At 66.7% G+C, this 13,398-nt stretch carries 14 protein-coding genes; 4 read left to right on the top strand and 10 right to left on the bottom strand.

Annotation, left to right across the window (positions count from 1 at the left end; all coding sequences use genetic code 11):
* Positions 1 to 12: 12 nt before the first annotated feature.
* Positions 13 to 1,251 (bottom strand): c-type cytochrome, encoded by a 1,239-nt coding sequence (locus BHK69_RS10570; protein ID WP_069690062.1) that lies wholly within the window; start codon positions 1,249 to 1,251, stop codon positions 13 to 15.
* A gap of 293 nt (positions 1,252 to 1,544) precedes the next feature.
* Here BHK69_RS10570 and BHK69_RS10565 point away from each other — a divergent pair, with 293 nt between their 5' ends.
* From BHK69_RS10565 to BHK69_RS10555, 3 genes are all read left to right on the top strand, one after another.
* Positions 1,545 to 1,775, top strand: a complete 231-nt coding sequence (locus BHK69_RS10565) for a sulfurtransferase TusA family protein (protein ID WP_069690061.1) — start codon at positions 1,545 to 1,547, stop codon at positions 1,773 to 1,775.
* A gap of 26 nt (positions 1,776 to 1,801) precedes the next feature.
* Positions 1,802 to 2,926: an Mrp/NBP35 family ATP-binding protein gene (locus BHK69_RS10560; protein WP_069690060.1), complete on the top strand. Its 1,125-nt coding sequence runs from the start codon at positions 1,802 to 1,804 to the stop codon at positions 2,924 to 2,926.
* Between the two features lie 90 nt (positions 2,927 to 3,016).
* Complete coding sequence (locus BHK69_RS10555) at positions 3,017 to 3,409, top strand: SRPBCC family protein (protein WP_069690059.1); 393 nt, start codon at positions 3,017 to 3,019, stop codon at positions 3,407 to 3,409.
* Positions 3,410 to 3,636: 227 nt separating this feature from the next.
* On the opposite strand, the gene BHK69_RS33400 is transcribed toward BHK69_RS10555, so the two are convergent.
* The 4 genes from BHK69_RS33400 to BHK69_RS10535 form a co-directional block, all read right to left on the bottom strand.
* Positions 3,637 to 3,762 (bottom strand): hypothetical protein, encoded by a 126-nt coding sequence (locus BHK69_RS33400; RefSeq protein ID WP_280142028.1) that lies wholly within the window; start codon positions 3,760 to 3,762, stop codon positions 3,637 to 3,639.
* Positions 3,763 to 3,969: 207 nt separating this feature from the next.
* The gene (gene mobA / locus BHK69_RS10545; RefSeq protein ID WP_069690057.1) at positions 3,970 to 4,599 is read right to left on the bottom strand and encodes a molybdenum cofactor guanylyltransferase MobA; all 630 of its coding nucleotides are present in this window, start codon (positions 4,597 to 4,599) and stop codon (positions 3,970 to 3,972) included.
* Entirely contained in the window at positions 4,592 to 5,473 is an 882-nt protein-coding gene (locus BHK69_RS10540; protein WP_069693549.1) for a formate dehydrogenase accessory sulfurtransferase FdhD, read from the bottom strand. Before BHK69_RS10540 ends, mobA begins: the two co-directional genes overlap by 8 nt.
* Positions 5,474 to 5,507: 34 nt before the next feature.
* On the bottom strand, positions 5,508 to 6,023 hold the full coding sequence (locus tag BHK69_RS10535; RefSeq protein ID WP_069690056.1) for a DUF2478 domain-containing protein: 516 nt from the start codon (positions 6,021 to 6,023) through the stop codon (positions 5,508 to 5,510).
* A gap of 211 nt (positions 6,024 to 6,234) precedes the next feature.
* Here BHK69_RS10535 and BHK69_RS10530 point away from each other — a divergent pair, with 211 nt between their 5' ends.
* Complete coding sequence (locus BHK69_RS10530; RefSeq protein ID WP_069690055.1) at positions 6,235 to 7,497, top strand: hypothetical protein; 1,263 nt, start codon at positions 6,235 to 6,237, stop codon at positions 7,495 to 7,497.
* Positions 7,498 to 7,657: 160 nt separating this feature from the next.
* Here BHK69_RS10530 and BHK69_RS10525 read toward each other — a convergent pair whose 3' ends face one another.
* From BHK69_RS10525 to BHK69_RS10505, 5 genes are all read right to left on the bottom strand, one after another.
* Positions 7,658 to 8,665 carry an ABC transporter ATP-binding protein gene (locus tag BHK69_RS10525; protein ID WP_069690054.1) on the bottom strand — a complete coding sequence of 336 codons (1,008 nt, stop codon included), beginning with the start codon at positions 8,663 to 8,665 and terminating at the stop codon, positions 7,658 to 7,660.
* Positions 8,662 to 9,663 (bottom strand): ABC transporter ATP-binding protein, encoded by a 1,002-nt coding sequence (locus BHK69_RS10520; RefSeq protein WP_069690053.1) that lies wholly within the window; start codon positions 9,661 to 9,663, stop codon positions 8,662 to 8,664. The genes BHK69_RS10525 and BHK69_RS10520 overlap by 4 nt, the downstream gene beginning before the upstream one ends.
* A 34-nt stretch (positions 9,664 to 9,697) precedes the next feature.
* Positions 9,698 to 10,639 (bottom strand): ABC transporter permease, encoded by a 942-nt coding sequence (locus tag BHK69_RS10515; RefSeq protein WP_069690052.1) that lies wholly within the window; start codon positions 10,637 to 10,639, stop codon positions 9,698 to 9,700.
* 19 nt (positions 10,640 to 10,658) lie between these two features.
* Positions 10,659 to 11,636 carry an ABC transporter permease gene (locus BHK69_RS10510; RefSeq protein WP_069690051.1) on the bottom strand — a complete coding sequence of 326 codons (978 nt, stop codon included), beginning with the start codon at positions 11,634 to 11,636 and terminating at the stop codon, positions 10,659 to 10,661.
* A gap of 150 nt (positions 11,637 to 11,786) precedes the next feature.
* Positions 11,787 to 13,376, bottom strand: coding sequence for an ABC transporter substrate-binding protein (locus BHK69_RS10505; protein WP_069693548.1), 1,590 nt, complete (start codon positions 13,374 to 13,376; stop codon positions 11,787 to 11,789).
* Between the last annotated feature and the right edge of the window lie 22 nt (positions 13,377 to 13,398).

Below are 13,398 nucleotides of genomic sequence, written 5' to 3'. Positions count from 1 at the left end.
GAGTGTACTACTTCACCGCGTCACCTTCTCCAGCCACTGCACCAATGCCTGCCGGTCCTCGGCCGAACCGATCGTCTGCTCCGGCATCTTGGTTCCTGGCGTATAGGCATTCGGCCCGAGCTCGAAGAGTTTCGCCACCGTCTCCTTGCTCCAGACGATGTCCAGCGTCCTGAAGGCGTCGGAATAGGCGTAGCCCGGCGCGGTCGCGATCCTGCGTCCGAAGAGGCCATGCAGCGTCGGCCCCGCCCGGTTGCCATCCGCCGGGGCGAGCGTGTGGCAGGCGGCGCAGGCGCGAAAGACCTGCGCGCCGCGCTCGCCCTGGAAGGCCGCCAGCACGTCCTCGCCGGCGCGCGGAACCACAGTGCCGATGTGCTCGCCGGTGACCGCGTTCCAGCGCCGGACCAGCCGGTCCGCGCCGCCCGAGAGCAACTCCTTGCCGCCGGGCAGGAAAGCCAGGGACCAAACGGGCAAGCCGGGCCCGAGCAGCGTCGCCCGGATCGCACGCGCCTTGCGGTCGATCAGCGCGACCTGCCCGCGCAAGCCGCCCGCCGCGATCGTCGCGCCATCGGCCGAGAGCGTCAGCGCGATCAACGGCGTCTGACCGATCTCGATCTCGGCGCGGGCCTCTCCCTCGGGGCCGAACAGCCTGAGCCTGCCATCGGCGGCGGCGACCGCGATCTCGCCATCGGGCGCGACCACGACGCCGTTGAGCGGCGCCGGCAGCGTGACGATCCTGGCCGGCCCGTCGCCCGCCGGCCAGATCCGCAAGGTTGCGTCGTAGCCGGAGCTGACGACGGCCCCGCCGGGCGCGAAGGCGACGCCGTTCACCGGCCCCTTATGCCCCTCCAGCACGCGCGCGGAGCCATCGGCGAGCGAGGTCACGCGCAACGTCTCGTCCCAGGAGGCGGAGGCGATGCTGCCGCCTTCGGGCGAGACCGCGAGCGCCGAGACCTGCCCCTTATGCCCCTCGATCACCCGCGCCGGCTCGTTCGCATCGCCTTGCCAGAGCGCGATGCGGCCATCCTCCCCGCCTGTGGCGAAGCCGATGCCGTTCACGGTCGCAGCCGCGTTGACCGCGCCCTGGTGGAAGCGCAGCACCTTTTCGGCGCTGCCCGTGCTTAATCGCCAGAGGATCGCCGATTGATCGAAGGAGCCCGTCAGCGCGAACTGCCCGTCGGCAGAGACCGCGACCGCGCGCACCGGCCCGCCATGGCCGCGCAGCTCCTGGGCGGGGGCAGGCGCGGCAAGCATTGCCAGGAATGCAGTGAGGAGGAGCGCGCGAATCCTTCTCCCCACCCATCTCGGGCTTGCCCGAGCTGGGAAAGGCAGAGTGTCAAAGTCGGCAACAACCGACTTTGATCGGGAGAAGGTGGCAGCGCGAAGCGCTGACGGATGAGGGAAGTCCAGACGTTGTGCCATCCTTCCCTCATCCGTCTGCTGCGCAGACACCTTCGCCCCCGAGGGGAGAAGGATCAAGCCTATGGTTGCCCGCGGCGCGAAAGCCATCATATGAAGCGCAGCCCTTTCGCCGAGTTCCGTGTTCCATGACCCCGATCCCGCTCAATCTACGCGGCCTGAAATGCCCCCTGCCCGCGCTCAGGGTGCGCAAGGCGCTGAAGGGCGCTGCAGCCGGCGCGCTCTTCGTGGTCGAATGTACCGATCCGATGGCGGCGATCGACATTCCCAATCTGATGCGCGAGACCGGCGACGCGATCGAACGCAGCGCGAGCGAGGGTGACCTGCTCGTCTTTCATATCCGCAAGGCGGCGGCCTGACGCCGCACCCGATTGGAGTTGCCGAATTGGCCCTGACCCAAGCCGACATCCTGCGCGCGCTCGAACTGGTGAAGCTGCCGGCCAGCGGGCAATCGCTCGCCGCGTCCGGCCGCGTCAACAACATCCTGATCGACGGTGGCAAGGTGATCTTCGCGATCGGCATCGACGCGACCGAGGCCGATGCGATGGAGCCGGTGCGCAGACAGGCGGAAAGCGCCGTCTCCGGCCTGCCGGGAGTGACGCAGGTGCTGGTCGGCCTCACCGCCGACAAGGCGCCTTCCTCGGCCGCGGCCCAGGCGCGCAGCCAAGCGCATCGCCCCGCACCCGGCCCAGGCGGGCCACCTCCCAAGGCCGCCGGCGTTCCCGGCGTGAAGCAGATCATCGCGGTCGCCAGCGGCAAGGGCGGCGTCGGCAAATCCACCACCACCGCCAATCTCGCCGTTGCGCTCAGCGTGCTGGGCCTCAAGGTCGGCGTGCTCGACGCCGATATCTACGGCCCGTCCGTGCCGAAAATCTTCGGCATCACCGGCAAGCCGAAGCTGATCTCGGGCCGGACGCTCGCGCCGATGGAGGCTTATGGCCTCAAGATCATGTCGATCGGCTTCCTGATCGACGAGGAAACGCCGATGATCTGGCGCGGGCCGATGGTGATCTCGGCCATCACCCAGATGCTGCGCGAGGTCGCCTGGGGCGAGCTCGACGTACTCGTGGTCGACATGCCGCCGGGTACCGGCGACGCGCAGCTCACCATGGCCCAGCAGACGCCGCTGGCGGGCGCCGTCATCGTCTCGACGCCGCAGGATCTGGCGCTGCTCGATGCCCGGCGCGGCGTCGCGATGTTCCGCAAGGTCGAGGTGCCGATCCTCGGCGTGGTCGAGAATATGAGCTATTTCATCTGCCCGGAATGCGGCCACCGCTCCGATATCTTCGCCCATGGCGGGGCGCGGCACGAAGCGGAACGCCTCGGCGTGCCCTTCCTCGGCGAGGTGCCGCTCGCCATGTCGATCCGCGAAACCTCCGATGGTGGCCGCCCGATCGTCGCCAGCGACCCCGACAGCGCCCATGCGAAGGCCTATCTCGCAATCGCGCGGCAAGTGCAGGCGGGCTTAAGCGGCGCGGTCAGGGCAGCGCCCCGCATCGTCATCGAGTGAGTGCGCGGCCCGGAATCAGGGCGCCTCTTGACATGACCGCTCGATAGTTCTTCTTTTGTTCTTTATGAACCGAAGGAGCGGCCCGTGTCCATGAGCCCTGCGCGCCATATCGGGATCGGCATCGATCGTCCGGCGGACGAGGTCTATGCCTTCCTGGCCGAACCGCTGAATTTTCCGAAATGGGCCGAGGGGCTCGGGCATGGTTTCAGCCATGTCGAGGGCATGACCTGGGTCGCCGAGACGCCGATGGGCCGGATGCGGATCCTGTTCAGCGAGCCCAACCGCTACGGCGTGCTCGACCACGCCGTCATTCCCGATAATGGCAAGGCCATGCACAATCCGATGCGCGTCTTGGCCAATGGCGATGGCAGCGAGGTCGTGTTCACGCTGTTCCAGCGCGACATGTCCGACGACGAAATGGCGCGCGACGCCGGCATGATCGCCCGCGACCTGGCGGCGTTGAAGGCGCTGCTGGAGGGTTAGGCTTTCCTGCGCTCGCAAGGACCGATGCCGTCATCCTGGACACAGCGAAGCGGAGACCCGGAATCCGAAGCACGTCATGGCCGGGCTTGACCCGAGCATCTCGTAAACCAGAGCGCTCTGGTCATGAGATTCTCAGGGCACAAGCCCGAGAATGACGCTCTGCGATGGATCCCTTGTCCAGGATGACGCGGAGTTTCCGAGTAAAGGCGGCAAATTCCAAATGCGCGTCAGAGCCTGACGCTGCCGGTCGAATAGGCGGTCTCCACCGGTTTCTGGAAGAAGTCGTTCAGCACGAGGCTCGCCCCGAAAGCGGCGACCACGGCGAAGATGACGGCGGCAATGAATGATTTCACGATCTTCCCCCAAGGCTCGGCAGCGATAAGGCTCGGCAGCGATAAGCCGCTCTTATCACGAGAGATAGTCAGACGCGGTACATCTATCAAGCCGACGGCAGCCGTCATTGCGAGGAGCGCAGCGACGAAGCAATCTAGGAGGTCTCGCACTACGTCCCCTGGATTGCTTCGCTGCGCTCGCAATGACGGTATCGCGAGGCCGAAGCCTCAGCCGCCATTTGGCGAAAGGTTCGCGAAAAGCTGCTCGGCCTCGGTCAGATCCTCCGGCCGGTTGGCGTTGAAGAACGGATCGACGGGATCGACCGGCCACTCCGCGCTGGCGCAGCCATGGCGCGCCGTCCAGCGGTCGATCTTGCGCTCATCCTCGACGGTCAGCGCCTGGCGCAGGTCCTCGCGCAGTACCAGCGGCCAGAGCCCGATGACGGGATGCGTCCAGCCGCCCGATGCGGCGCAGGCAAGTGGAACATTCAGCTCCGCGCGAGCCCGATGCAGCCGGGTGACGAGATCGCGCGGGATGAAGGGCGTGTCGGCGGCGACGCTGACCATCCAGTTCGATCCGGGCCGGTGCTGCGCCATCCAGTCGAGCCCGGCCAGGATGCCGGCGAGCGGGCCGGCGAAATCGGGCACGCTGTCGGCGACGACCGGCAGGCCATAATCGGAAAAGCGCGCCGGATCGCCATTGGCGTTGATCAGCAGGCTCTCGCATTGCGGGCCGAGGCGTTCGATCACATGAGCGAGGATGGAGCGGCCCGCAATCATCCGCAACGGCTTGTCGCCACCGCCCATCCGCCGCGCGAGGCCGCCAGCGAGGAGCAGCCCGAGGGTGGGCTCAGTCATCACGCTCCGCCCCCTTGCGCCGGCTCTTGCCGCCCTCTTCCTCGACGCTCTCGGGATCCTGGTCGAAGACGATGTTGCCCTCGCCGGCGAGCGCGACGAAGCGCTTGCCGCGCGCCCGGCCGATCAGGGTCAGCCCGGCTTTCCGCGCCAGCTCGACACCCCATTCGGTGAAGCCGGAGCGCGAGACCAGCACGGGGATGCCCATGCGGACGGTCTTGATCACCATTTCCGAGGTCAGACGGCCGGTTGTGTAGAAGATCATCTTCGCAGGATCGACATCGTGGCGGAACATCCAGCCGGCGACCTTGTCGACGGCGTTGTGGCGGCCGACATCCTCCATATAGACCAGGGGCCGATCGCCCTCGCAGAGCACGCAGCCATGGATCGCGCCGGCCTCGAGATAGAGCGAGGGCGTGGTGTTGATCTTGCGGGTCAGCGCGTAGAGCCAACTCGTGCGCAGTTCGGCCTTGGGCAGTTCGATCTCGTCGATCGCTTCCATCAAGTCGCCAAAAGCGGTGCCCTGGGCACAGCCGGAGGTCAGCGTCTTCTTCTTCAGCTTCGCCTCGAAATTGGTGCGCTCGGGCGTGCGCACCACCACGACTTCGAGCTCCTCGTCATAATCGACCGCCTCGACGACATCGCCGCGTTTCAGCATGTTCTGGTTCAGGAGATAGCCGAGCGCGAGATAGTCGGGATGATCGCCGATCGTCATCATGGTGACGATCTCCTGAGTATTCAGATAGAGCGTCAGCGCCCGCTCGGTGACGACACGGGTCTCGACTACAGCTCCCGTCTGGTCGATGCCAGAGACGGTCGCGCCCAGGCGCGGCGCGGCGGGGTCCGGGCGCACCAGGTAATCGTCGAGAAAGCTCATATCCTGCGCCACGGCGCTTGCTCCGGCGGGTTTGTCAGGCCGCGATGCGCGCTTGCGCGGCGGCCCAGGCCTCGACGGCGGCCTCCTCGGGCGCGAGCTCGACCCAATCCTCGCCGGCGAAATCGCGCCAGGCCGGCAGGAAATCGCGGCGGACGGCGATGAGCAGCGGCAGGCCGGCCAGCAAGGCGGCGGCGATCTCCTGCCGCAAGCCCTGGCCGAGCATCTCCTGCCGGCCGAATTTGTTGACGATCACGAGCTCGGCCCCGCCAGCCAGCGCCGACGCCATCGCACCGCCGGCGGCTGCGAGCCCGGTCGCATCGAGCCTGCAACCCGCAGAGCCCGCGCCGCGATCCTCGCTGATCGGAAAATGCCGGCCGCTCGCCAGATCCTCCAGCATCATCGCCGCACAACCGCTCTCACAGTCATCCGCGTTGAGCTGCACGACGCCGCCGAGCCTGACGCCGCGATCCTTCAGGCGTCGCGCGAGGCCGGCCATGAAGCCGTCGATCGGGAAGCCCTGGGAATAGGGAATGGCCGCGAGCAAAGTCATGCCGATTCATCCCACGAAAGGCCCGTCCAAGGCCAGCGTGCTTTCGTCGCAGAAGCGACCAGTCCACCGGAGCCGGGTTTCGAGATGCCGGCCGAGATGCTGGCAAAGTGTTGCGCCGCACCTACAGCCGCGTGCCCGGCGGCCCGCTAGGGTGCGGGAAGGTTGATGTCCGGCGCTTTTTCCGGATGAGGCTGGCTGCTGGTTTATCGTCATGATCCGCCGTAATGCTCAAGGACCTCGCGACCCCGCCGTGGATGCCGCCGTGCTGCTGCGCCGGATCGGCTTCGCGACGCTGGCGCTCGCGCTGCCATTGGCGTCGCTGGTGTCGCGTCGCGCCGCAGTCGTGCTCGTGCCGATCGGCGTCGTCCTGCTCGTCATCTCCTCGCTGGTCGAGGAGCCCGGCTGGTTCACCGGCACGCTCAAGCGCGCTTTGCTGAGCCGACCGGGGCTGATCCTGGTCGGCCTCGTCGCCTGGTCGGTGCTCTCGCTGATCTGGAGCCCCTACACCTCCTCGGCGACGGAGAAGGCCGGCAATCTCGTACTTGCGGTCGCGCTCGGCTTCTGCGGTACCTCGGCGCTGCCCGCGCGCATGCGCGCCTCCAATCTCAATCTTGCGGCACTCGGCACGGGCCTGGCCGCCATCTTCGCGCTCGCGCTCATCGTCGTCGCGGCGCTGCGCCGCTCCGATGCGGAGATCGGCAGCGTCGAGCGCGGCATCAGCGTCGTGCTGATCATGGCCTGGCCGGCACTGGCCTGGCTTTTGTCGCGCGCACGGGGTTTAAGCGCGCTCGGGCTCGCCCTCGTCGTCGGCCTGCTCGCGCTGACGCGCTTCGAGGATGGCGAGGCTGTCGCGATGATCTGCGGCGCGGTCGCCTTCGGTGCCGTCAGCGCCAATCGCGAGAAGGCTGTCCCGATCATCGCGGCGCTGATCGGCGGCGTCATGCTGCTCGCGCCGATCCTGCCCTTCCTGCTGATCCCGATCGTCTCGCGCTTTCCCGAGAGCACCAGCGACTTCGTGCAGGCGCTCGGCGTCTGGGCCGATGTCGTCGGCCGCGAGCCGGTCCAGTTGATCACCGGCCACGGGCTCGACACGGTTCTGCGCGGCCGCGTGACCGGCGCCCTGCCTATGACGACGCCGACGACGCTGCTCTTCGAGACCTGGTACGAGCTCGGCATCGTCGGAGCTGCCGCGGCAGCGGCCTGCCTGTATTTCGCCATCCGCGCCGCCCGCCATATGCCCGTCGCGCTGGCGGCGGGTGGCGTCGCCGCCTATACGACAGCCTTCGCGTTGACCGCGCTCGGCTTCGCCACGCTGCAGCCCTGGTGGCTGATGACGCTGGCGGCAGTGGTCCTGCTATTCGCGGCGATCGCACGCGGGCAATACCGCACCGAGCGGCCGGTCGCGCCCTTGCCGGCCGATGTGCAGAACCGGCGCAAGAACGACAGGCCGCTGGCGCCCGCCGCCGAGAACTGAGCCGGCTCATATCGCCATTGCGAGCACCCGGGTCTTGCCTTCGGCAAGCCCGAGTACAGGCTCCGCGAAGTAATTCAGGAGGCGTAGAGCGAGCCCTCCTGGATTGCTTCGTCGCTGCGCTCCTCGCAATGACGGGAGAGGCCGTGCGGAAGATCTCGATTCAAGCCGCAGCTATGCGACCCTGATTGACCGCGTGGCAGGCCACCCCGTCGATCACCGGCGGGTTCTCGACGCGGCAGCGCTCGAAGACCAGGGGGCAGCGCGGATGGAAGGTGCAGCCCGAGGGCGGGCTGATCGGGTTCGGGATCTCGCCCTTCACGCCCTCGCGCGCCTTGCCGGCCATGGCCACGTCGGGCACCGCGTCGAGCAGCATGCGCGTATAGGGATGGCGCGGATGCGAGAAGAGCTGCTTGCCCTCCGAGACCTCGACGAGGCGGCCGAGATACATCACGCCGATGCGCGTCGCCATGTGCCTGACGACCGCGAGGTTGTGCGAGATGAACAGATAGGTCAGCCCGAATCTCTGCTGCAGATCGCGCATGAGGTTGAGGATCTGGGCCTGGACCGAGACGTCGAGCGCCGATGTCGGCTCGTCGCAGACGATGAACTCGGCATTGGAGGCGAGCGCACGGGCGATCGCGATGCGCTGGCGCTGGCCGCCGGAGAATTCATGCGGGAATTTCCCGGCATCGTCGGGATGCAGGCCGACCAGCGTCAGCAATTCTCCGACGCGGCCGGTGATGTCCGCTTCGCCATGGACGATGCCGAAGGCGCGGATCGGCTCGGCGATGATCCGCCCGACACGCCAGCGCGGGTTGAGGCTGGCATAGGGATCCTGGAAGATCATCTGGATGCGCCGGCGCAGGCGCTGGCGCTCCTGCGCCACATTGACGTCGTTCATCGAGATGCCGGCGATCGAGACCGTGCCGTCCGAGGGCGGCAGCAGGCCGACGACCATGCGCGCGACGGTCGATTTTCCCGAGCCGGACTCGCCGACCAAGGCAAAGGTCTCGCCCCGGCGAATGTCGAAGGAGACGCCGTCGACGGCCTTGAGATATTGGCGCGGCGCGCGCTCCAGCACGCGGTTGAGCCAGGGCTTCGAGACGTCGAAGATACGGCGCAGGTCACGGACCTGGACGAAGGGGCGCTCGGGGGGACCTTGATTCACGCTGCGATCTCCGCCTTGTCCCGCGCCGATTGCGGCTGGTCGTAGAGATGGCAGGCGACCTTGCGGTCGCCGAGCTGGACCAGCTCCGGCCGCTCGACATGGCAGCGCGCGAAGACTTTCTCGCAACGGGGATTGAAGGCGCAGCCCGGCGGAATCGCCGAAAGCCGCGGCATCGCGCCCGGGATCTGCACCAGGCGCTCGGCATCGCCCTCGAGCGAGGGTATCGCGCCCATCAGCCCCTTGGCGTAGGGGTGCAGCGGCTGCTTGACGACGTCGCGCACCGGGCCGATCTCGACGATGCGCCCGGCATACATCACCGCGACCCGGTCGGCAGTCTCGGCGATGACGCCCATATCGTGGGTGACGAGCATCACCGAGGTGCCGCGCTCCTTACAGAGCCGCCTGATCAGCGCGATGATCTGCGCCTGCACGGAAACGTCGAGCGCCGTCGTCGGCTCGTCGGCGATGATGAATTCGGGTTCGGCGCAGAGCGCAAGCGCGATCACCACGCGCTGGCGCATGCCGCCGGAGAACTCATGCGGATAGCCGTCGATGCGGCGCTCGGGCGCGGGAATGCCGACCTCGTCGAGCAAGGCGATGGCGCGCTTGCGGGCGTCCGCCGCGTTGAGATCGGTATGGGTGCGGATCGTCTCGATCAATTGCTCGCTGATGCGGTAGAGCGGGTTCAGGCTCGTCAGCGGATCCTGGAAGATCATGCCGATGCGCTTGCCCCGGACCTTGCGCATGGCGTCGGGCGGCAGATTGTCGATGCGCTCGCCCGACAGAACCACCTCGCCGCCGGCGATGCGGCCGGGCGGGTCGATCAGGCCGATGATGGCTGAGCCGGTGACCGATTTGCCGGCGCCGGATTCACCGACGACGCCAAGGACCTCGCCGCGCGCGATGTCGAAGGAGATGGCGTCGAGCGCCCGCAACGTGCCGCGCCGCGCCATGAATTCGACGGTGAGGTTGCGGACGGAGAGCACGGGGACGCTCATCGGGCCTCCGGACGCGAGCTGCATGGGGCCATGATCACCTCAGCCTTGGATTGAGGGCGTCGCGCAGCCAGTCGCCGAGCAGGTTGACCGCCAGCACCAGCGCCGCCAGCGTCACGCTGGGAAAGGTCACGATCCACCAATCGCCCGAGAACAGGTATTTGTTGCCGATCGAGATCAGCGTACCGAGCGAGGGCTGCGTCGCCGGCAGCCCGACGCCGAGGAAGGACAAGGTCGCCTCGGTGATCACGGCGAGCGCGAGGTTGATCGTCAGGATGACCAGCACCGGCCCGATGACGTTGGGCAGGACATGGCGCAGCATGATCAAGGGCGCCGGCAGTCCCACGAGGCGGGCCGCCATGACATAGTCCTTGTTGCGCTCGATCAACGTCGAACCGCGAATGGTGCGGGCATACTGCACCCAGAAGCTCAGGCCGATCGAAATCACCAGCACATAGATCGCGGTGTCCTCGCGCGAGGCCCTGGGGAAGACGCCGCGCACGACGCCGTCGATCAGCAGCGCGATCAGGATCGCCGGGAAGGTGAGCTGGACATCGGCGATGCGCATGATGAGCGCGTCGGTGCGGCCGCCGAGATAGCCCGCGAGCAGCCCCAGCGTGATGCCGATCGAGGCCGCCAGGAGGCAGCCGAGCCCGCCGACGACCAGCGAGACGCGCATGCCGTAGAGGATCGCGGAATAGAGGTCGCGGCCCTGGTCGTCGGTGCCGAGGATGAAGCGCGCCTCGCCGCCATCCTGCCAGGCGGGCGGTATCATCGAATCCGCCAGGAAGACGGTCGCAGGATCGAATGGATTGGTCGGCGCGAGCCAGGGCGAGAAGGCCGCGCCGACGAAGAGCAGCAGCACGACGAGGCCTGCGACCATCGTCACCTTCGATTTCAGGAAGCTCGCCAGGATGTCGCTGTCGCGGAAACGGCTCCAGCGCGAGGGGGCGGCTGCCGGTGGGGGGATCATGCTCATTCTCTCGCCTCCCCGTTTCTCACGCGCCGACCGTGGCGCGCAGGCGCGGATCGACCAGTGCGTAGAGCAGGTCGACCGCGAGGTTGATGCTGACGAACAGAAAGGAGATCAGCATCAGATAGGCCGCCATAATCGGGATATCGACGTTCTGCACCGAGCGCAGGAAGAGCTGGCCCATGCCCGGCCACTGGAACACGGTCTCGGTGATGATGGCGAAAGCAATGATCGAGCCGAGCTGCAGGCCGGCGATGGTGATGACCGGCACCAGCGTGTTCTTCAGCGCATGGCCGAAATGGATGGCGCGGGTCTTCAAGCCCCGCGCCCGGGCGAATTTGATGTAGTCGGCACGCAGCACCTCCAGCATCTCGGCCCGGACAAGCCGCATGATCAGCGTCATCTGGAACAGGCCCAGCGTGATCGAGGGCAGGATCAGCGCCTTCAGCCCCGAGCCGGTCAAAAGCCCGGTCGTCCACCAGGAGCCGATCTTGACGACCTCGCCACGCCCGAAGGAAGGCAGCCAGCCCAGCGTGACCGAAAACAGATAGATCAGCAGGATGCCGATCAGGAAGGCCGGCAGGCTGATGCCGATAAGCGAGATCGCCTGGAAGAGCTTGGCGAGCGGGCTTTCGCGTCTCAGCGCCGTATAGACGCCCATCGGAATGCCGACCGCGAGCGAAAACAGCGCCGAGCAGAAGGCAAGCTCCAGCGTCGCCGGGGCGCGCTCGCCCAGAAGCGAGATCACCGGCAGGCGGAACTGATAGGACACGCCGAATTCGAGCCGCGCCGCATTGTAGATGTAGCGGCCGAATTGAACGAGGAAGGCATCGTCGAGCCCCAGCGAGCGCCTGATCTCGGCGACCTGGGCCTGCGGCGTGTCGATCGAGACGATCTGGTTCACCGGGTCGCCGACGAAGCGGAACATCGCAAAGGCGATCAGCGCCACGCTCAGCATGACGATGAGCGACTGGAAGAGCCGGCGCAGGATGAAAGCGAGCATGAACGCCTTACAGGGAACGCGCTCCCCGTCATTGCGAGGAGCGGAGCGACGAAGCAATCCAGGAGCCGTAGAGCAAGACCCTCTGGATTGCTTCGCTACGCTCGCAATGACGAGGTGGGGCGACAGCGATGCGCGACAACGCGCTCCCGTTCACTCCTTGATGGCGTATTGGAAGTTCACCGCATTGTCGGCGCGCTGCGGCAGCTTGACCTTCTTCGACACGCCCCAGGCCAAGGCCTGCTGGTGCAGCGGGATGTAGCCGAAATCGTCGATCGAGAGCTGGAACGCCTCGCGGATCATCGCGTCGCGCTTGGCCTTGTCCACCTCGACCAGGATCTTGTCGGTCAGGGCGTCCAGCTTCTTGTTGCAGTACCCCCCGACATTGGATTCGCCACGCGAGGAGGCCGGGTTGTCGCGGCAGCCCATGATGTCGAAGAGCACATTGTGGGCGTCGCTGGTGCCGGGCGTCCAGCCGAGCAGATAGAACGAGGTCTTGTAGCCGCCGGGCTTCAGCACCTTGCCGAAATACTGGCCCTTGGGCTGGGCGTTGAGGTTCACCTTGACGCCGATGCGGGCGAGCATGCCGACGACAGCCTGGCAGATCGCGCCGTCATTGACGTAGCGATCATTCGGGCAATCCATGCCGAGCTCGAAACCGTCGGGATAGCCCGCATCGACCAGCAGCTTCTTGGCCGCGGCGCTGTCGAACTTGGCGCGGGTGAAGCCGGTGCTGGGGAAGAGTTCCGGCGCGATCATTAGGGGAGACGGCGTCGAGAGGCCGCGCATGACGCGGCTCTTGATCGTCTCGATGTCGATCGCCTGGTAGAAGGCCTGGCGGACCCGGACATCCTTGAACGGGTTCTTGCCCTTGACGCTGGACTCCACCAATTCGTCGCGGGTCTGGTCCATGCCGAGGAAGATCGTGCGCAGCTCCGGCCCTGTCAGCACCTGGGCGTTGCCGGAGGCGTTGACGCGCTGGATGTCCTGGATCGGCACCGGCTCGATCACGTCGACCTCGCCCGACAGCAGCGCCGCAACGCGCGTGGCATCCGAGGCGATCGGCGTGAAGATGATCTCCTTGAGATTGTGCTCCGGGCTCTTGTTCCACCAGTTCTCGTTGACCTTGTAGACGGTCTTGACGCCCGGCTGATGGCTCTCGACCTTGAAGGCGCCGGTGCCGTTGGCGTTGAGCGAGGCGAAGGTCGGGGTGGTGGCGTTGGCCGGCGTCGGCTGGGTCGAGTTGTTCGCCTCGGCCCATTTCTTCGACATGATGTACCAGGTGTCCCACTGGTAATGCAGGATCGGGTTCGGCGAGGGCAATTGGAAGTCGACGGTGTAGTCGTCGATCTTGACGACCTTGGCGCCGGTGGGGACACGGGTCTGGACGTTGGAGCCCGGCGCGCGCGAACGATCGGCCGAGAACACCACGTCGTCGGCGGTGAAATCCTCGCCGCCCTGGAACTTCACGCCCTTGCGCAGGAAGAAGCGCCAGGTCAGGCCGTCAGTCGAGACCTCCCATTTCTCGGCGAGGCCGGGCAGGATCTCGAGGTTCTTGCCGCGCCGGATCAGCCCCTCATAGGGGTGGCCTAGATGGGCGTGCGTCGTCGTCTCGTTGATGGTGTAGGGATCGAGCGATTTGAGTTCGCCCTGGTTGGCGTAGCGCAACGTCTGCGCCTGGACCGCGCCGCACATCAGCGCCAGGCCTGCCACCGCGGCAAGGCAGTTCGTCTTGAACGACATGATCGGTTGCTCCCCTTTGATT

Source organism: Bosea vaviloviae (assembly GCF_001741865.1).
In the GTDB taxonomy this organism is placed as follows: Bacteria; Pseudomonadota; Alphaproteobacteria; order Rhizobiales; family Beijerinckiaceae; genus Allobosea; species Allobosea vaviloviae.
Note: the sequence above shows the minus strand (reverse complement) of the source record. Positions and strands in the feature narration are given on the sequence as shown.